Consider the following 19,673-nt stretch of genomic DNA (forward strand, 5'->3'; position numbering starts at 1 on the left):
AGCCCGCCTGCGTCCCGACGCTTCGGGAGTACTTACAGTTATGTGGGAGTCCCGATAGCTATCGGGAGTCGTCGCCTTTCTTTATGAAACTCCAACTTGAAAAAGTTGGAGTTTTTTTGTTTATAGGTACGACGTGTTCGCACTAAAGGGCTCGGTTCGTCGCCTCTGCCTGTCGGCAGACAGGTTTGCTTCGCCTATTCGGCTAAAGCCTCGGGTCTTTTTAAAAACCCTGTTTCTAACGAAACAGGGTTTTTTGTTTTATACCTGATTTCTATTACTATAAGTATTCAATAGCTAATCTACTTATCAGTATAATTAAACTTAATTCAATTTAATCAAAAAGCTAAATTAGTTTAATTATTGTTTTTGATTTGAATCTCTTAAAGTCGGAAGACTTTGTTTAGCATGGATTTATGTTTTGTAGTTAATTAAACTATTTGTATTCAATTAGTTCTAAAAGCTCCTTTTAAAAATGATTTTTTTAATGTTATCTTGAATCAAATTAATTATTTTTTAAATCCAATTGTTTTTCGTTGATTATTATTTGATACTTCACCATCCATTTTTGCTTTTATTTCAATATAACTATTTAGTTCAGAAAGAGAAATTGATGGTTTGTTTTTTTTGATAGTTTCTATTACTATTATTTTTGTAATTCTTATATTGTCTTTTAATGCTTTTCTTGAGGCTTCGTCACATAAAAATTTAATATCACTTGAAACGTAGTTTTCTGTTGCTTTAGCAAACTCGTCATAATTCATCCCTATTTCTGTCGGGCGTTTCTTTAGGTATAATTCAAACATTAATTTTCTAGCTTCAAAGTCTGGTGGGGGTAAATAAATATGTTTATCTAATCTTCCCGAACGTAATATTGCTGGATCAATAGCGTTTGGTCTGTTTGTTGCACCAACAATAAAAATACCATTTTCACCACAATTATTCATTTGAGCTAAAAATTCATTAACAGCACTTGTGTTCATGTGATTAACAGATGAATTATCTCTATTGGGGACAAGTGCGTCCAACTCATCAATAAAAATGATACTTGGTGCATTTTGTCTTGCTTCATCAAACAAGTTTTTGATATTTTCTTGTGATGCATTGACAAATTTACTTTGTATATCAGAAGGTTTTATTTGATAAAAATTAAAGCCAATTTCTTCTGCCATTTTCTCTGCAAAAAATGTTTTACCACAACCTGGAGGACCATATAGCAACATTCCATTTGGAATTGTTAAACCATATTCTGCATAGCGTTCTTTTTGATTTAAGGCATCAATTACATCTAATTGAATGGCGTTTTTCAATTCTTGCATTCCAGCTATAGCTGAAAAACCTTTCCCGTTTTTATTTTCTTTTGGTTGAATTTTAGTAGTTTTTTCTTCTGGAATTGAAAGTTCAACTTCTAATTCTTCGTTCAATGTTTGGATAAATTCTTTTACAGATTTAAAACGGTTTTCTACTTTTGGCTGTATTGCTTTGCGGATTATATTTTGTGTTTGCTCATCAATCTTGTCAGAAAATTTTAAAGTTTTTTTTCTTTCTTCTAAAATGACGTCTTCTAATTTTATTTTATCGGATTTGTATTTAGAAATTTCAATAAAATGAGGTGGTAATCCAGTTAGTAAATGATAATACAAGGCGCCAACAGAATAAATATCGCTTTGGAATGAGAAAACTTTATTAAAAGTTTCATTAGCGGTATAGAATAAATTTAAACCATCTTTTAAAAAATCTTTGTTGGTTTGTTGTAAAAACCGAGCATACCCAAAATCAATAATTTTCGGAATGGTAACCTTTCCTGATAAATCTAATATTACATTTTGGTTAGTAATGTCGTTGTGAATGATTTGTTTGTTGTGTAAATAATTTAACCCATTTAAAACGCTCAAAAGGATACTTTTTGCTTCATATAAGTTCAACGTGTTTTCTCGTTTCATTTTATCTGCTAAAGTTTCGCCGCTTACAAAATCCAATACCACATAAGCCAATTTTTGATTATCAATAATAATGTTTCCATTATCATTGTACTTTACTAAATTGGAATGTTTGATTTGCTTTAGTATTTCAATTTCTAAAACATCTCCACTTTCTGTAAACTGTGTACGATGTAATTTGGCGAAGTCAAATAGTTTTAAAATTTTCGTTTCTTTCGCTTCATTTTGTACACGATATGTTTCGGCATAGCTTCCTTTTTTTAGAAAAAAGCTAACCGAATATTTGTTGTCAATGGTTTGACCTTTTGATAAAATTGGGTTTGTATTACTCATAAGACTTTAATTCTTTGAACACATCATTAATTTCATTTTGTTTTAATTCTGTTTGTATGATTTCATAAATAGTTTTGAACTTTTCTGAAGTGATTTTTGAATCCGTTCCCAAATCAAAAAGTAAATCTTCGACTTGTTTAAGAGAATAGTTTTCTTTTTTTTCTATAGAGTAAATTTCAATTAATTCGTCAATGATTTTAAGCGTTTTTCTAAGATTGGTCAAAACTTCTTGTTTGCTATCCACGTCATTTTTATTATTTTCAAATTTTCTTTCCAACTCTGCTATTTCGGTTTCTGCCTTTTGAACTTTATCATTATTTATTCCATTGTCTTTCAAATCTTCAATGCTTCCTTTCGCCTTGCGAATTTCATTAGAAAGCCAATAGGTTTCGATTGAATGATTAACTGTAATAAATGTAGTTTCACAAGAATAATCCAAATATGGAAAATAGGCTACAACTGATATTCGTTGAGATAAATCAACTCTAATCGTTAAATCTACATCACTATTTTCGGGCAATAAGGCTGGTAAATCTGCACCACTAATTATAATATCATTAATGTGATTATTATAAATTGCTCGTGTTCCGTCTGCTCCGTGTTCGCCTTCATAAATTGAAATTTTAATAAAATCAGAATCCATTCCTAGGCGAAGTGGTTTATCTGTCTTTATGCCATTATAACTACCAACAGCTGGTAATGATTTATTTTTTTCAAGACCTGAAATAGTTCTGAAAACAATTTTGCCTGTTCTTTTATCTTGAAATTCCATACCGATATTGTATGAAAGTGTGGCACTTTTAGAAATTTTACCTTGTTCTATTTGAAATGCAGATGGTTCACATTCTAATTTATTTCCATTTCCATCATATAAATCTATTTCAAAAACACATTTTTTCTTTTCAATCAACACTACTTCAATTACTTCACCTACTTCATTGATTTCTATTTTTCCACTTGACCAAGCTCTGTCACATCTTGTGATTTCGGCAAATACTTTTTTAGGAATTGTTCCTTCTGTTTTATCTTTTAATATTTTAAGCGTTACAAATTCCTCTAATTCTACTGTCGCCTCTTCATAACCTATTTCGATTTGAATTTTCGATTTATCTCTTGTTTGCTCTTTTATTTCTTCCGAAATATCAATAGTAGAAGCATACAAAGCCGCACCTTTAACGATAGCATTTTCAGAATCAATAGTTGTGTCTGGTTTGCAAATTTGTTGTTCTAACATTTTTTGTAATAAAGGCGAATACGTTTCTTTACCAACTAATACAAGTTCGTTAATTGTATTGGGTTTTAAATTGTTACGTTCTAATAGTTTTTTGGAAATATCAATCGCTTTTTGGAAGACAGGCGACAATGCTCTTTCCATATCGCTTTGTGTAACTGTAATATCTAATTCAAATTCTTCACCATTGTCATCTTCTCCAGGTATATCTCCTAAATCAGAAAGTATGTTGTGCGTATCATTAAACGATAATTTAATTCTTGTTTCTTTTGCAAAATATCTTAAAGTCTCTCTATATTTTGATTTTCTATTGTAATCATTTAAAATATTATCTATTAAATAATTTTTCTGAATATATGGAATGATAATTTCATCAACAATGGCTAAATCTAAATTTTTACCTCCAAGATAATTATCGCTTTCTGTATCTGTAACTTTAAAAATGCCATCTTCTACTTTAAGCAAAGCAGCATCAAAAGTTCCACCACCAAAATCAAACACCAACCAGAAACCATCCTTTTTCTTGTTGTCCAAACCATAAGCCATTACAGCAGCAACAGGTTCTTGTATAATCTCAACTTGTTTTAATCCTGCTAAATTTGCAGATTTTCTTAAAGCCTCTATTTGATTAAGTTTATAAGTGTTTGGTATTGTAAAAACAGCTGCTTTAATATTTGTGCTTTTTTCAAAAGAAAGCAAAGATTTTATTACTTCTGCTAATAATTCTTCCGTTGAAAATGAACGATTTGCATTTGAACTGAAATATTTTTTATCCGTTCCTAAGGTTCGGGTAATTTCTATAAAACTATTTTGTGTAGTTTCAAATTGAGAAACTTCTTCCTGTCTATAAATAGAATAAGCCTTATCTCCCACAAAAATATTGCCTTTCTTGTTAATTGCTACACAAATCGGTATTTCATCTTTTAAAGTATCGGACTTTAATACGCAGATTTCTCCTGCCTCTATTTTTGTAATAGATGCAGAAGAAGTGCCTATATATATACCGTAATTAATTTTCATTTCTTAGTTTGAAAGAACTTACCATCAATCCAATCCCCACAATTACATCAACAATATTCCATAATTCTCTGCCCAAAGCGATTTTGAAAAAGGGTTGAAAAAGCAATGCTAAAACGCCGTAAACTATTGTTTCTGTTTGTTTTTCTTGTTGATTAGCTTGATAGGCAAGAAAGCCAAATCCAATCAAAGCGGCAAATCTCACGAATTGATAATAACTATAAGGCAAATCCAAAAGGCAACCAAATAGTAAAGTCGCTAAACTTATTTTGATGATTTTTTCCATATTTAATTATCCTACTAAAACAGTATCGTCTCCGCTTGGTCTTTCTGTATCTGGTAATAAATTTATTAAGTCAATAACAATCGGATGCAAATCTTCTGTAGTTGGATTTTCTCCGATTTGCTGTAACCCCTTATTTAGTAATTGTCTAGCTCTATGACTATCTTTCCAATGGTAAGAATCAAAATTTTGATTATGTCTTCGTACAAAATTTATCAGTTGGTATACCAATGTCATTTGAAAAAAGACAGAATGAATTTCTTCTACTAATGCTTTACCTAGTTTAATATCTTGAGTTTTTAAAACTTCCTCCAACTGGTTTCGTAACTGATTTACAACCTGTGTTGAACGGTCATTTCCTAAGTCTTTATTCGCTTTTTCTAATCTGTAAAATTCTTCTTTTAATTCTTCTTCTAATTTAGGCCATTCTGTAGTTTCGTTTAGTTCATCAATCGTTTTTAGTGTTTTTCTCAAATTAGTAAGAACTTCTTGTTTACCATCCACATCATTTTTACTATTGTCAAATTTTCTCTCTAATTCAGCGATGTCATTTTCTATTTTCTGAACTTTATCATTGTCTACTCCTTCATCTTTTAGTTCTTCAATACTTCCTTTTGCTTTGCGAATTTCATTAGAAAGCCATTTTGTTTCAATTGACTGAACGGTTCTCTCAACTGTTGCATCATATGAAAAATCTAAATAAGGAAAATAGGCGGTTACTCTTATTTGTTCTGATCTATCAATATTAACGGTTAAATCTACATCACTGTTTTCAGGTAATAAGGCAGGCAAATCAGCACCACTAATGATAATATCAGTAACGTGATTATTGTAAATTGCACGTGTTCCGTCTGCTTCGTGATCTCCTTCATATATTGGAATTTTTATAAAATCTGAATCCATTCCTGGACGAATTTGCTTTTGAGTTTTTAAACTGTTTCTTGTTCCAACAGCAGGAATTGATTTGTTTTTTTCAAGACCGTTTACAGTTTCAAAAACTATTTTCCCTGATTCTCGTTTCTTAATTTCAATTCCAATGTTGTAAGCTAATGTTGCATTTCCAATTTTCGAACCTTGAATAACAAAAAATTCTTTTGGCTCACTTTCTAAAATATTTCCTTTGTCGTCAAATAACAAAACTTCAAACCCATTGGTTTTGCCTTCTATTAATTGAGTTTCAATGACTTCTCCAATTTCGTTGATTTCTACTTTTCCGCTTGACCATGCTTTGTCGCTTCTGGTAATTTCAGCAAATACTTTTGATGGAATTGTACCTTCTGTTTTGTCTGTTAATATTTTAAGCGTTACAAACTCTTCTAATTCTACGGTTGATGCTTCGTGTCCGATTTCGAGTTGAATTTTCGATTTATCTCTTGTTTGTTCTTTTATTTCTTCCGAAATATCAATTGTAGAAGCATACAAAGCCGCACCTTTTGAAACAACCGTCATAGGATCAACACTTGTGTCAGGTTTGCAAATTTGTTTCTCCAACATCTTTCTAACTACTGGCGAAAAAGTAGGACCGCCAACTAAAATCAAGGAATCTAAAGACGATCCTTTTAAATTGTTACGCTCTAAAAGCTTTTTAGAAATATCAATTGCTTTTTGAAACACTGGCGACAAGGCTCTTTCCATATCGCTTTGCGTAACTGTAATATCTAATTCAAACTCTTCTCCGTTATCGTCCTCACCTGGTATATCTCCTAAATCTGATAAAATATTATGCGTATCATTAAACGATAATTTTATTTTGGTTTCCTCTGCATAAAACTTCATTGCATTACGCAAAATTTGTTTTTTGTTGTCGTCTTCTAAGATTGAATCTATAGCATAATTTTGTTCGATGTAAGGCATAATAATTTCATCAACAATGGCTAAATCTAAATTTTTACCACCTAAATAATTATCTCCTTCGGTGTCTTTAACAGTCATAATACCATCTTCAACTTTTAGTAATGCGGCATCAAAAGTTCCTCCACCAAAATCAAAAACCAACCAAAAACCGTCTTTCTTTTTACTATCTACACCATAAGCCATTGCCGCAGCTACTGGCTCTTGTAATAATTCTATATGATTAAACCCTGCTAATTTTGCAGCTTCTCGGGTGGCTTCTTTTTGATTGTTTCCAAAGGCTGCTGGAACGGTAATAACAACAGCATTAATATTTTCATCTTTAACAAATGACTTCAAAGTTTTTAGAACTTCTGCTGATAACTCTTCCGAACTTAGATCTTTACCCAAATTAGAACTAGAATATTTTTTATCCGTTCCCATTGTTCTTTTGAACTCGATATATGCGTTTGAAGATTTATCATCTCCTTTCATTGAAGATAATTTATCCCTTTTTAATCCGTTGTATGCACTATCGCCAACTTGTATTGCCTTTTTCTTGTTGATATAAACACAAGAAGGCATTGTGTCTTTTAATGTATCTGTTTTCTTTATTATTGCTTCACCATTTTCAATTCTTGAAATAGCGGAATTTGTAGTTCCTAAATCAATACCGTAATCAATTTTTGTTCTTGCCATAATTATTATTTTTTATTCTCCAACACTTACTTCAATTTGTGCAGATTGAATCATTTCGTTTTTATAATTAACTTGTGGTTTAATAATTCTTGTGATAATTTGTTTTCCCGTTTCTATTTCTTCACTTGAAATAAAACTTGGAGCTGCTTTCATTCCTTCGTTATAATCTTTGCCTAACATTTCTACCAATTCATAACCGTTTGAAGCGAAATTATCTTGTATCCTTTTTACAGATGCAGAAAGTTGTTTTAATCCTTTGGTACTAGCATCCATTTGTAGCAAATTTTTATGAATTCGAACTATTTCATCAGCCACTTTTAAAGCTAAAGAATGATCGATTTCAGTATTTGAACTTGTTGAAACTATAAGTTTTTCTTCTTGTTTCAGTTTCAATTGAGTGTCCAAAACTTCAACCAATTTGCTATCTAATTTGATACTCTCCTCTTCCAAAGTTTTTTTAGTGTTTCTAATTTGAGTTTCCACATCTGTTTTGCTTGTTGCAATACGTTTGCCTAACAACCAATATAAAACGCCACCTAAAAGCAAGGTTGCTAATGTTGCAATTATCCAATACAAACGGTTGTTAGTTACATCTTTATCTAACTTGGAAATACTGTTGGTTGCAGTAGTTTCTGTTTGCTGAATTTTTATTCCAAGTTGACTTGCTGTATTAGAAATTACAATGCTATCTTTTTTATTTTGGTTTTGTAAATTGGTAATGTTATTATTAATTGTTGAAAGTCTTGAATTTATTGTTCCTATTTCGGATTTTAGATTACTGTTCTCTGCATGAAGCGTTTTAACTTTTTCAGTCAAAGGTTTTAATTCATTTTCTATATCTACAATGGATTTATTTTGGGAGAATGCTCCCAAACAAGTAAATAGAACTATTGCTAATGTTATTTGTTTTTTCATTTAGTATTCTGCTTTTTTTATTTTGGATTTAATTTCTTTTATAGTTGACTGTTGTTTAATTAAGTGGGCTGTTTTTTCATCCTCTGATTTTTTTATAAGCGAATTAATTTGTTCTTGTTTTTCATTTATTTGCGACTCTCTATCTGACTGACTTCTTAAAAATTGCCATTGTTTAATTTTGTTCATCTGAGAATTTAAATTATCAAATTGAGTTTGGAAATATTTAAAATTCTTAATTTCATTTAATCTATCTTCAGCTTTTTTTAATTCTATTTCTAGTTTTTCAGAAGGTGTTAAATCAACAACAAAATCTTTACTATGAATCATGTACTCGTCTAAATACACTTCTATTCGGTGTTTGCCGATCTTGTACGTACATTTATCTGCATTACCCCAACCAGATATATTAATTGACTTTTTGTTTATAGTTATTTTTTGAATTTCTGAGCGAGAATAACCAACAGGAGAGGTTTCAGAGTTGCGTATTACACTTCCATCTGGACCAATATATTTAAAATATAAGGTAACAGATTTTTCTTCAATTACTTTTATATTCATGTTTAATCCAATATAGCGTATGAATTTGGTATATAATGGTTTATTATCAGTGTTTGTTACTTCTGAAGAAATTATTTTGAATGGTAACTTTGGGGGTAAAATTTTATATTTGTTAATAATTGTTGTTATTGTTGCATTTTTTAGAGAATTTTCTTTTAACCAATTAGCTAAATCTAAAAACTTCCTTTTTTGTTCGTCATTATTTGATTCTTTGATCTTCTTTAAATTATTGTCAGATAATAGATCAACGATCATTTCATTTACCTTCTGCCATTCTATTGAATTTTTTATACTTTCTTCAACAGCTCTACGATTAATAGTTTTACGACCACTTCTTATTTCATAATCCGATTGTTCTAATTGTTTAATTTGGTTTCTAATATCTCTCTCATTTTCTAAATAAAGATCTTTAATAGATTGTAAAACTGTTATTGCTTCTGAAAGCACTTGGTCTTTCATTTCTTGCAGCGTACTAATGTTTTCTTTTACCTTGTTTTTGGTTGCATCATTTACTGCTATGCTTTCGGCTAATTTTGCCAGTTTCATAGTTTCTTCAAGATAATTATTACTTTTTTCTTGCTCCTGACTTTCATTGAAATAGTCAACAGAACATTGTAATATTTCTTTCGCAATATTATCTGCTAACATTTTGTATTGTAGATTGGTGTTTCCTAAAATAGATTTTAAAAGTTTTAACTCGCTACTGGATTTATTGTATAAATCTGTTCCATAATTATATGCATTACTTTTGTCCTTTACACGTTTTTTAGTGCATTTTTCAATTTGAGTTTCAATTATATGAATAGGTTCTTCGGTAAACTTTTTTGAAAGGTATTTTTGTGTAGTTCCGTTGCATTTGCTGAACAATTTTATTGTTTCAGAAGTTGGATATTTGTTTTTGAATTGCGTTAATAATTCATCAACCAATATTTCAATTTGTTTGGTTTTATCAAAGGAAAACGTTTCATCCGCTACCGTTTGAACAAATTCTTGAAAACTTCCCGATTCTATCAGTTTTATTTTAGTTGAAATTCCTTTTTTAATTTTTTCTTTGGATTCTTCCAATAAATAAAGCGTTCCAATATTGTTGAAAGCTGAAAAATTTTTAGAGGTAACTTCTTTTTCGTCCGTTAATTTATCCCAAATTTCAATAGCTTTTTCTTTATTTCCAGTTACTAGATGTTGTATCGCTGTATTATCAATAGAATTCAAATTTGTAAACCAAAATAAAGAATTTATTACTTTATTCTGATTTTGTTCGATATCTGAAAACGATTTGTCAATGATACTATTTGTTCGTTGTATTGAATTAAAAAAAGGGAAGTCAAAATCAGAATCAATTTGCTTTCCTACATTAGTAAAAGCAGTTATTTTATTTTTCCTGCTTTGAATTTCTCTAGCAGTAGCATTAGAAAGTATGCCGATTATACGATATGGGTTTTCGTGTATTATTTTCATTTTCAACTTAAATTAATTGCTCTGATAGTATGTTAGCAAAATGCCTAATTCAATTTTAAAGTTTTCACTTGTGAATAATTACAAGCAAATATTTCAAATTAGATAGGAGGTATTTTTCTATCATTTTCTTTTTGATATATATTTCATTAGTAATGATTATGAATCATATAAAAACATGTTGTAGCGCAAGCACTTACAACTAGTTATACTAATTTGTATATTAATAAGTCTATAAGGGAAAACGATTTGGGGTCGATTGCAGTTATAGGGTTTTCAAATGTAGGAAAATTTGTTTGTAATCCAAATATATGTTTTGAAAAATAAATGGGTATCCTAGCCCCGATAGTAGTGGCATCCTTTTTTAGCAATCGTGACTTCGAGTTAGATCGAATTGTTCAATGCAAGACCTCTGTCAACGATTTCTAAAAAAGATAAAGCGGATAGCGGGACAAGTCTTGATTAGAAAGTGAAATTAGTGCTGCTAAAAAAATAATTGTATACGATATGTATAGTGGGAATCTTTCGTAACTTTAGTGTTTTACTATCCTATGTTATGAACTATACTACTATTGATCATCAAGAAATATTGCAACGCTATCGTCCTGTTGTGGCAACTACTCATAAAGGGATTCAAGGTCATGCTTTGTTAGTAGGAGGGAGTTATGGTAAGATGGGATCGGTTTGTTTGTCGTCTAAAGCTGCGATTAAATCGGGTTGTGGGTTAGTGACTACTTTTGTACCCCAATGTGGTTATGACATTGCACAAATTGCTATTCCTGAAGTCATGGTGCTGACGGATGTTCAAGTCCATTGTATTTCGGCAATTCATTTTGATATTGTACCTGATGCCATTGGAATTGGTCCTGGGTTAGGTCAAGATCCTAGTACGCAGCAAGGGTTGTATAACTTTTTGAAGTCGAATAGGATTCCGTTAGTTGTTGATGCAGACGCGTTGAATATTTTGTCTTTGTATCCAGATTGGTTGGCTTTATTGCCTCCCAAAACGATTATAACGCCTCATTGGAAAGAATTGGAACGTTTGATTGGCAGATGGGATTCTGAAGAGGAGCATTTGGAAAAAACAATGGCGTTTTCCAAACAACACCAACTGATCGTAGTGATGAAAGGGGCTCCCACTCGAATTATTGATGGCGATTTGGTTTACCAAAACACAACGGGCAATGCAGCTTTAGCCACGGCAGGTAGTGGTGATGTGTTGACGGGAATGATTACCAGTTTATTGGCTCAGTCGTATGAACCAATAAACGCGGCACTATTAGGGGTGTATCTTCACGGATTGACAGCTGATATAGCTTTGCCTGAAACAGGCTATCAATCGTTTATTGCTTCGGATATTATTTCGTATCTCGGAAAAGCCTTTTTAACTTTAGAATAATTTAGCCTAAAAACGCTTTTAATTCTTCGTAGGTTTTGATTTTGGTGCTTACTTTTTCCTTTCCTAACACACTTTCGATTTGTGTTGGGATAGGTAGTTTTACGTTCAACGCCGGTTCTACCACATCTAAAAACTTGATTGGATGTGCAGTTTCTAGGAATATCCCGATAGCATTAGGGTAATTTTCTAATTCTTTTTTCAATCCTAAGTAACCCACAGCTCCATGAGGTTCAGCAATATATCCATCGGTTTTGTAAATGGTTTTCATGGCTTCCAAAGTCGCTTCGTCTGAAAAAGTATAGGAAGAGAAATCCTTTTTGAATTGCTCTAAATCGTTTTGATACATTTCTTGGATTCGGATGAAATTACTAGGATTACCGACATCCATAGCGTTAGAAATGGTTGCTATAGAAGGTTTTGGATCGTAAATTCCATTTTCTAAAAATCTTGGAACGGTATCGTTTACATTCGTAGATGCTACAAAATGGGTTATTGGTAATCCCATTTTTTTGGCAATAATACCCGCACAAATATTTCCGAAATTACCACTTGGGCAAGAAAAAACTAAAGGTTTGTTTTGGCTTTTCAATGCTTTGTAAGCAAAAAAGAAGTATAACATTTGGGGTAACCAACGGGCAATATTAATCGAATTGGCAGAGGTTAAATTTTTATGTTTCAGACTGTCATCTAAAAATGCTTTTTTGACCATATCCTGACAATCGTCAAAAACACCATCAATTTCTAGTGCTTTGATATTTTGTCCCAAAGTAGTTAATTGTCTTTCTTGAATGTCGCTTACTTTTCCAGAAGGATATAAAATAACCACATCAACTCCGTCAACCCCAAGGAAACCACTAGCAACAGCTCCTCCGGTATCTCCCGAAGTAGCTACTAAAACCGTGTTTTTTGAGTTCTTGTCATTTCGATTGAAATACCCCAAACAACGAGACATGAAACGCGCTCCCACATCTTTGAACGCCATAGTGGGACCATGAAATAATTCTAGAGAATAAATTCCCTTTTCTACTTCGACCACAGGGAAATCAAAACACAAGGTTTCTTTGATAATTGCGCGAAGTTCAGTTTCTGGAATTTCATCTCCAACAAATTGTTGGATAGCTTGAAAAGCAATTTCTTCGTTGCTTGCATTTTCAATAGTATCAAAAAATTCGGTTGACAGTGGTGTAATATTTTCTGGAAAATACAATCCTCTATCGGATGCCAATCCTTGTATAACAGCTTCTTCAAAAGAAACTTTAGGTGCGTTATGGTTTAAACTGTAATATTTCATTGTGATGTATTGCTTAGGTAAGCAATTGGTTTTATTGTTGATTTAAAATTTTAACTCCTTCAGAATTCACTTTGGAAACGTGAATTTCGTATGGCAAATTAATAGCTTCATATACCGCACTCATCGCTTTAGCAATTTTTTCGGCGGTTTCCTTTCCTTTGCTTAACGCAAAAATAGAAGGGCCTGAACCTGATATGCCTGAACCTAAAGCGCCATTTTCTAAAGCGGCTTGTTTGATTAAATCAAATCCTGGGATTAGGACACTTCGTAAAGGTTCTACAATTTCATCGTGTAAGGAACGACCAATTAAGTCGTAATCTTTAGTATATAGTCCAGCGATTAAACCGCCCACGTTGCCCCATTGCATAATAGCGCTTTTTAAAGAAACCGTTTGTTTTAATACTGAACGAGCATCTGAAGTTTTTAGTTCGATTTGTGGATGTACCACAGTCGCATACAATTCAGATGGACTTTCTATTTTGATAATATCCAAAGGACTGTAGCTTCTTACCAAGGTAAAACCACCCAAAAGGGCAGGAGCTACATTATCAGCATGTGCATTGCCACAAGCTAGTTTTTCGCCTTGCATAGCAAACTGCACTAAATCTTTGGTTTGGTACGGATAGCCTAGTAACGCATTGATTCCAAAAACAGCTCCAGCCGAACTCGCAGCACTACTACCAATTCCGCTACCTGCTTTGATATTTTTATAAATCTCGATTTCAAAACCAAAGTCAGCTTTTACTGTTTCTAATAAAGCTAATCCAGCCACACCAGAAACATTGTTTTCGGTTTCTAGAGGTAAGTCGGCTCCAATAATTTTAGTAATTCGGATGCCTTTTTGAGCTGATTTTCGAATCACCATTTCATCTCCCACATTGTCAAGACAAAGTCCTAAAACGTCAAATCCACAAGAAAGGTTAGCGATGGTGGCTGGGCAAAATATTTTTATTTCATTCATAATTCATTGCGAGGCACGAAGCAATCTCATTTTATGTTTTACATTTTTTTGCCACGAAGGCACAAAGACACTAAGTTTTATACGTTTCCAATTCGGATGACATCAGCAAAAATTCCTGAAGCAGTTACTGCTGCACCCGCACCTGCACCTTTAATTAACAAAGGCTGATCTACATAACGATCAGTGTAAAATAATACGATATTATCTTTTCCTTCTAAATTGTAAAAAGGATGGTCTTTCGGAATGAATTGTAAACCAACGCTTGCTTTGCCATTTTCAAATTGAGCCACATATTTCAAACGCGATTCTTTGATTTTCGCGTCGTTGTACAATGCGTCAAAATGAGCTGCATGTTTTTGTAATGACGCAAAAAAGGCTTCATTCGATGTTGTTTCTAAACATTCTGCTGGCATAAACGATTCGTTAGCAATAGCTTCAATGTCCATTTGATAACCGCTTTCGCGAATTAAGATTAGTATTTTTCTAGCTACATCTATTCCGCTTAAATCAATTTTTGGATCAGGCTCGGTAAATCCTTGTACTCCCGCTTCTTTCACTACATCGTGAAACGAATTATTCTCATCAAAATTATTGAAGATAAAATTCAAACTTCCGGATAAAACGGCTTGAATCTTATTTACTTTATCACCCGAAGCAATAAGATTTTTTACGGTATCTATAATAGGTAATCCCGCTCCAACATTCGTTTCAAATAAGAAAGGCGCATTGTATTGACGCGATAGATTTTTTAAATTCTTGTAATTGTCATAAGCCGATGAACAAGCTATCTTATTACAAGTTACTACACCAACGCTTTGTTTTAAGTACTGTTCGTAGGTTTTTGAAACACTTTCGTTGGCAGTGATGTCAACAAATATGCTGTTTCGTAAATTCAATTCTTTTACTTTAGCGATGAATAACTCTTGGTTAGCCGTTTCTCCATTGTTTAAAACAGTTTGCCAATCTTTTAATGAAATACCATCTTCGTCAAAGTGCATTTTTCTAGAATTAGATAAGGCTACGACTCTTAAGTTGATTTTTAAGTTTTCTTTTAAGAACTTTTTCTGTTGGTGAATTTGTTCAATGAATTTCTCTCCAACATTTCCAACCCCCATTACAAACAAGTTCAATTGTTTGGTATTTTCTTCAAAGAAGTTTTCGTGTAATGTATTTAATGCTTTTTTAACGTCTCGCTCATTGATTACAGCAGAAATATTTCTTTCTGAAGCTCCTTGTGCAATAGCGCGAATGTTGACATTGTTTTTACCTAAAGTACTGAACATTCTTCCACTCAAACCTTGGTGGTTTTTCATGTTTTCGCCCACTAAGGCTATAATGCACAAGTTGTTCTCTACGATACAAGGATCAATTTTATTTTGAGCGATTTCAATTTCGAAAGCTTTGTTAATAGCTATTTCGGCCAACTCAGCATCTGAATTTAAAATCCCAATACAAATCGAATGTTCTGAAGAGGCTTGTGTAATAAAGATTACGTTGATGTTTTCATGCGAAAGAACTTCAAACAATCGTTTTGACGAACCTGAAACACCTACCATTCCTGGACCTTCTAATGTCAATAATGCAATATTGTCAATGTGACTAATTCCCTTTACAGGATTCGTTTGTGACACCACATCATTTGAAATATAAGTACCAACAGCTTCTGGTTCAAAAGTGTTTTTGATAAGAATAGGAATGTTTTTTCGTAATACCGGCTGAATTGTAGGCGGGTACAATACTTTGGCACCAAAATGCGATAACTCCATCGCTTCTTGGTACGAAATAGTAGCAATAGGTTGGGCTTGTTTTACAATTTTTGGATTGGCAGTAAACATACCGTTGACGTCAGTCCAAATTTCCAAATCAGTCGCATTCACAGCAGCTGCAATGATAGCTGCAGTATAATCAGAGCCACCACGACCTAATGTAGTTGGAATGTTATCAGTAGTAGACGCAATAAAACCAGGCATTACAACTACTTGATTTGAGTTAGAACCAAAAAAATCAGCTAACAATTGATTTGTACTTTCAAAGTTAACTACTGCTTTTCCAAAGTTCGCATTGGTTTTAATCAATTCACGGCTATCAGCATAACCACTATTTTTATCTTTTTGTTTTAACGCTTCGGCAATAATGTAGGACGACATTAATTCGCCAAAGCCTAAAATAGTATCTTCAGTTCGAGGAGAAAGTTCTCCCAACAAGAAACATCCGTCTAAAAGTGTTTCAAGATGATTTACAATTCTTTTTAAATGACTTAATAAACTACTTTGTTCGCTTACAGGAATCAATTCCTTTAGGGTGTCTAAATGTTTTTTTTCTATTTCGGCAACAATTTCTTTATAACTTTCGTCGTTTGAAGCTGCTTTTTGTGAAGCCAATTGTAGCAAGTCAGTTACTTTACTTAATGCAGAAACGACTACAACTAATTTTTCGTTTTTTGCTTTGTCTATAACTATATTTAGAACGCGTTTTATATTTTCTGCATTGGCTACTGAAGTGCCGCCAAATTTTAATACTTTCATTGTGTGTGTTTTATTTAAAAATGCCAATCTTTTCTATACATCCAAGAACGTTTCCTTTCAAGGAAAAGTAAAATATATTAGGATTATATGTAAAATGTATACCCCTAAGGGGTAGTAGTTGTTGTAGCAGTAATTGTAACAGAAAATGCAACCTCAGTTGAAGTTGTTATCGAAGATGGATATGTGTTTCTGTTGCTTTTCATTTGATTCTTCAAAAGTACATTTTTTTATAAAAAAGAAAACCTAAAATATGTTTTTTACGAATATTTTAAAAATGACCTCTTAATTTTATTGATATTCATTAATTTATAAAATATAGGTCGCTTTTATTGATTGGTTTTGTGGTTTTGAGCCTTATTTTTTGCTCAAGATGTATTGGTGTTTTCAATTTAAATATTCTATAAACCTATAAATTTAGTTCGATCTCCAGTTTTGTGTTGCTTGTTTTGTATTAATTGATGCGCTTCTTACGCTAATTGAATCGTGCAAATAACTCAAGGTTAATATGAAGAATGGAAAGGGATTGTATTATTATTTAAAGTTTATAAAAAAGTTATTTTTATTGTGTAATTTTAAGGTTAAACAGAATTGTTAACATTGGCTTAACATTAACATTAAATAATCAACTAATTTTGCAGTTCTAAAATCTAAATAAAATGTCACTAAACAGTATTTTTCAATTTCTAGTACCAAAAGACAAAAAGTTTTTTCCTCTATTTGAAGAAGCTTCGTCAAATTTAGTTCAATTGGCTTCTCATTTGCATGAGGCGGTTAATTTACCATTAAAAGAAAGAGAAGTTCTTTTTCAAAAAATAGATGAATTAGAACAAAAAGGCGAAGATATTACGCGTCAAACTAATTTAGAATTGAGTAGAAATTTCATTACTCCATTTGATAGAGAAGATATTCACTCTTTGATTACTTCAATTGATAATGTGGCTGGAAATCTTCAAGGTGCAGCAAGCAGAATGCGTTTGTATCACGTAGATAAAATTACAAAGTCAATCCGTAAATTAACAGAAATTAATTTAGAAGCTTGTCAGAATATCGAGTCGGCGGTTAAAGAATTAAAAGATTTAAAAAAGGTAAAAAATATAGCTACTGCTTGTTCTAAAATTAACAAATTAGAAAATAAATCAGATAGCGTATATAACAAAGCAGTTTTCGAAATTTTTGAAAACGAAACGGATGCAAAAAATATCATTAAATATAAAGAGGTATTGTCTGTTTTAGAGTCGGCTACTGATAAATGTAAAAGCGTAGCGAGTGTCTTAGAAGCTATTGCAGTAAAACACTCTTAATTTAATCAGTTTACTGAACACTTATGGACTTTACTTTACTTATAACTATTATAATTTTAGCTTTAATCTTTGATTATATCAATGGGTTTCACGATGCAGCCAATTCGATAGCTACGATTGTAGCCACTAAAGTTTTAACTCCTTTTCAGGCGGTACTTTGGGCGGCATTTTTTAACTTTTTAGCGTATTGGGTTTTTGGTTTTGGAGTTGCTGATACCGTTGCAAAAACGGCACACACCAGTAGCATTAACTTGATTGTAATATTAGCGGGAGTTATTGTGGCAATTATTTGGAATCTTTTTACTTGGTGGAAAGGAATACCTTCTTCCTCTTCGCACACTTTAATTGGGGGATTTGCAGGAGCTGCTATAGCGCACGGATTTTCAGGGGTTGTTCAAGATCCAGAGCATTATGGTTTAAAAATCGTGAGCTGGTTTAAAGCTGCAAAAGAAGGAGAGTTATTGCCTTCAGGGGTTTTAATCGTTATTCTATTTATTGTTTTTGCACCTTTATTAGGGATGATTATTTCTTATTTTATCTCTTTATGGTTGATGTATTCTTCTAAGAAAAATATTTACCCTAAAATACTTACTGTAACATTAATGGCTTTGGTTATTTGGTTTTTATCATCGGTTTTAGTGCCTTACGATAAAATTGAAAAACCTCGATTTGATAGTCCTTTTTGGAGCGTGATTACTGAACCTCATAATATTAAGTGGTTCTTGGTAGGATTTATTTTCTTCAGTCTAGCCATATTCAATTTGTTTTTTAGTTCTTTTTCGACAGCTAAGTCTGAAGCAGTATTAAAAAAGATGCAATTGTTGTCTTCTGCGGCTTTTAGTTTAGGACATGGTGGTAATGACTCTCAAAAAGTTATGGGTATTATTGCAGCAGCAGTTGCTGTGTATGTTAGAATGAATCCACACGCAGATTTATCCGCAGGATGGTTAGATTTAAATGTTGTTTTACCAGATGAAGAAAAAGGTATTTCTTCTCATATGCCAGGTTGGATTCCGTTAACGTGTTATACTGTTATTGCTTTAGGAACTTTAAGTGGTGGATGGAAGATCGTGAAAACTATGGGTTCTAAAATCACCAAAGTAAATGCATTTGAAGGAGTAGTAGCAGAATCTGCAGGTGCTATCACTTTATTTTTGACAGAACATTTTAAAATTCCAGTATCAACTACACATACCATTACAGGTTCGATTATTGGAGTAGGAGTAACTAAAAGAGTTTCTGCAGTTCGTTGGGGTGTGACTGTTAATTTATTATGGGCATGGGTTTTAACCATACCGGTTTCAGCTCTTCTAGCAGCAACTACCTATTATGTTCTAAATTTATTTTTATAAAAAATGATAATTTTAAAAAAAAGGCTGACCAATTGGTCAGCCTTTTTTTTATCGAATTGTTTTTTTGGATTTTTTCAATCTTCTATAATGGGTTTGACGAAGCGTTTCTTTTCCCGATATAGATATGATACTGATGTTTCCATCAATTTCAAGCATGGCTAATTTTACATCTTTATAAAATTCTACTCCATGTTCTCTCATCGCCTCTTTTAATTCTTCTGATGTAATATTTAATTTACTTAGTTTTTTAAAATCTAAATTACCGTCATGAATTAAAATTTCAGGTTTTTCGAGCATAAAATCACTAAACGGCTTGTAGGTATATAGTAATTTTTTTAAGATAAAATTGAATGCAAAAAGTACCGCTGCGGCTGTCAGTCCACCCCATAAACTAGTGTCACTACCCACCATTGCATTTTGAACAGAATTACTGATTAACAATATCAAAATAATGTCAGCAGTATTTAACTGAGATAATTCTTTTTTGCCAAAAATCCGTAATGCAATTATCATGAAAAAATAAACGGCAATGCTTCGGAGTACTATGTCTAAATAGGGGTTCATGCTAAATAAGTTTTGTAAATTA

At 32.3% G+C, this 19,673-nt stretch carries 13 protein-coding genes; 3 read left to right on the top strand and 10 right to left on the bottom strand.

The window, feature by feature from the left end:
* Nucleotides 1-506 precede the first annotated feature (506 nt).
* Genes RMR09_RS00005 through RMR09_RS00030 form a run of 6 tightly spaced genes read right to left on the bottom strand, consistent with a single transcriptional unit; the run spans nucleotide 507 to nucleotide 10,261 of the window.
* The gene (locus RMR09_RS00005) at nucleotides 507-2,270 is read right to left on the bottom strand and encodes an AAA family ATPase (RefSeq protein WP_310593785.1); all 1,764 of its coding nucleotides are present in this window, start codon (nucleotides 2,268-2,270) and stop codon (nucleotides 507-509) included.
* Entirely contained in the window at nucleotides 2,263-4,521 is a 2,259-nt protein-coding gene (locus RMR09_RS00010) for an Hsp70 family protein (protein WP_310593786.1), read from the bottom strand. Before RMR09_RS00010 ends, RMR09_RS00005 begins: the two co-directional genes overlap by 8 nt.
* Nucleotides 4,511-4,804, bottom strand: a complete 294-nt coding sequence (locus RMR09_RS00015; protein WP_310593787.1) for a DUF6804 family protein — start codon at nucleotides 4,802-4,804, stop codon at nucleotides 4,511-4,513. Before RMR09_RS00015 ends, RMR09_RS00010 begins: the two co-directional genes overlap by 11 nt.
* Nucleotides 4,805-4,810: 6 nt before the next feature.
* A complete protein-coding gene (locus tag RMR09_RS00020) occupies nucleotides 4,811-7,330 on the bottom strand; it encodes an Hsp70 family protein (protein WP_310593788.1) in 2,520 nt (839 codons plus the stop codon).
* A gap of 12 nt (nucleotides 7,331-7,342) precedes the next feature.
* On the bottom strand, nucleotides 7,343-8,245 hold the full coding sequence (locus tag RMR09_RS00025) for a hypothetical protein (protein ID WP_310593789.1): 903 nt from the start codon (nucleotides 8,243-8,245) through the stop codon (nucleotides 7,343-7,345).
* Complete coding sequence (locus tag RMR09_RS00030; RefSeq protein WP_310593790.1) at nucleotides 8,246-10,261, bottom strand: hypothetical protein; 2,016 nt, start codon at nucleotides 10,259-10,261, stop codon at nucleotides 8,246-8,248.
* Nucleotides 10,262-10,814: 553 nt separating this feature from the next.
* Between RMR09_RS00030 and RMR09_RS00035 the strand changes: the two genes are divergently transcribed.
* Entirely contained in the window at nucleotides 10,815-11,657 is an 843-nt protein-coding gene (locus tag RMR09_RS00035) for an NAD(P)H-hydrate dehydratase (RefSeq protein ID WP_310593791.1), read from the top strand.
* 1 nt (nucleotide 11,658) lies between these two features.
* Here RMR09_RS00035 and thrC read toward each other — a convergent pair whose 3' ends face one another.
* The 3 genes from thrC to thrA form a co-directional block, all read right to left on the bottom strand.
* Nucleotides 11,659-12,948, bottom strand: a complete 1,290-nt coding sequence (gene thrC / locus RMR09_RS00040; RefSeq protein WP_310593792.1) for a threonine synthase — start codon at nucleotides 12,946-12,948, stop codon at nucleotides 11,659-11,661.
* Between the two features lie 31 nt (nucleotides 12,949-12,979).
* Nucleotides 12,980-13,909: a homoserine kinase gene (locus RMR09_RS00045; RefSeq protein ID WP_310593793.1), complete on the bottom strand. Its 930-nt coding sequence runs from the start codon at nucleotides 13,907-13,909 to the stop codon at nucleotides 12,980-12,982.
* A gap of 77 nt (nucleotides 13,910-13,986) precedes the next feature.
* Nucleotides 13,987-16,434, bottom strand: a complete 2,448-nt coding sequence (gene thrA / locus RMR09_RS00050; RefSeq protein WP_310593794.1) for a bifunctional aspartate kinase/homoserine dehydrogenase I — start codon at nucleotides 16,432-16,434, stop codon at nucleotides 13,987-13,989.
* A 656-nt stretch (nucleotides 16,435-17,090) separates the two neighbouring features.
* Here thrA and RMR09_RS00055 point away from each other — a divergent pair.
* Both RMR09_RS00055 and RMR09_RS00060 read left to right on the top strand, forming a co-directional pair.
* Nucleotides 17,091-17,735 carry a DUF47 family protein gene (locus RMR09_RS00055; RefSeq protein WP_310593795.1) on the top strand — a complete coding sequence of 215 codons (645 nt, stop codon included), beginning with the start codon at nucleotides 17,091-17,093 and terminating at the stop codon, nucleotides 17,733-17,735.
* A gap of 23 nt (nucleotides 17,736-17,758) precedes the next feature.
* Nucleotides 17,759-19,087 carry an inorganic phosphate transporter gene (locus RMR09_RS00060; RefSeq protein ID WP_310593796.1) on the top strand — a complete coding sequence of 443 codons (1,329 nt, stop codon included), beginning with the start codon at nucleotides 17,759-17,761 and terminating at the stop codon, nucleotides 19,085-19,087.
* A 48-nt stretch (nucleotides 19,088-19,135) separates the two neighbouring features.
* Here RMR09_RS00060 and RMR09_RS00065 read toward each other — a convergent pair whose 3' ends face one another.
* Nucleotides 19,136-19,651, bottom strand: coding sequence for a YetF domain-containing protein (locus tag RMR09_RS00065; RefSeq protein WP_310593797.1), 516 nt, complete (start codon nucleotides 19,649-19,651; stop codon nucleotides 19,136-19,138).
* Nucleotides 19,652-19,673 lie beyond the last annotated feature (22 nt).

The organism is Flavobacterium sp. (genome assembly GCF_031537875.1).
Lineage (GTDB): Bacteria > Bacteroidota > Bacteroidia > Flavobacteriales > Flavobacteriaceae > Flavobacterium.

What these genes read in the sequence shown, in the direction of transcription:
- RMR09_RS00060 (WP_310593796.1), top strand. Translation starts at nt 17,759, where the DNA reads ATGGACTTTACTTTACTTATAACTATTATAATTTTAGCTTTAATCTTT.
- RMR09_RS00045 (WP_310593793.1), bottom strand. Translation starts at nt 13,909, where the DNA reads ATGAATGAAATAAAAATATTTTGCCCAGCCACCATCGCTAACCTTTCT.
- RMR09_RS00035 (WP_310593791.1), top strand. Translation starts at nt 10,815, where the DNA reads ATGAACTATACTACTATTGATCATCAAGAAATATTGCAACGCTATCGT.
- RMR09_RS00005 (WP_310593785.1), bottom strand. Translation starts at nt 2,270, where the DNA reads ATGAGTAATACAAACCCAATTTTATCAAAAGGTCAAACCATTGACAAC.
- RMR09_RS00025 (WP_310593789.1), bottom strand. Translation starts at nt 8,245, where the DNA reads ATGAAAAAACAAATAACATTAGCAATAGTTCTATTTACTTGTTTGGGA.
- RMR09_RS00055 (WP_310593795.1), top strand. Translation starts at nt 17,091, where the DNA reads ATGTCACTAAACAGTATTTTTCAATTTCTAGTACCAAAAGACAAAAAG.
- thrC (WP_310593792.1), bottom strand. Translation starts at nt 12,948, where the DNA reads ATGAAATATTACAGTTTAAACCATAACGCACCTAAAGTTTCTTTTGAA.
- RMR09_RS00030 (WP_310593790.1), bottom strand. Translation starts at nt 10,261, where the DNA reads ATGAAAATAATACACGAAAACCCATATCGTATAATCGGCATACTTTCT.
- RMR09_RS00065 (WP_310593797.1), bottom strand. Translation starts at nt 19,651, where the DNA reads ATGAACCCCTATTTAGACATAGTACTCCGAAGCATTGCCGTTTATTTT.
- thrA (WP_310593794.1), bottom strand. Translation starts at nt 16,434, where the DNA reads ATGAAAGTATTAAAATTTGGCGGCACTTCAGTAGCCAATGCAGAAAAT.
- RMR09_RS00015 (WP_310593787.1), bottom strand. Translation starts at nt 4,804, where the DNA reads ATGGAAAAAATCATCAAAATAAGTTTAGCGACTTTACTATTTGGTTGC.
- RMR09_RS00010 (WP_310593786.1), bottom strand. Translation starts at nt 4,521, where the DNA reads ATGAAAATTAATTACGGTATATATATAGGCACTTCTTCTGCATCTATT.
- RMR09_RS00020 (WP_310593788.1), bottom strand. Translation starts at nt 7,330, where the DNA reads ATGGCAAGAACAAAAATTGATTACGGTATTGATTTAGGAACTACAAAT.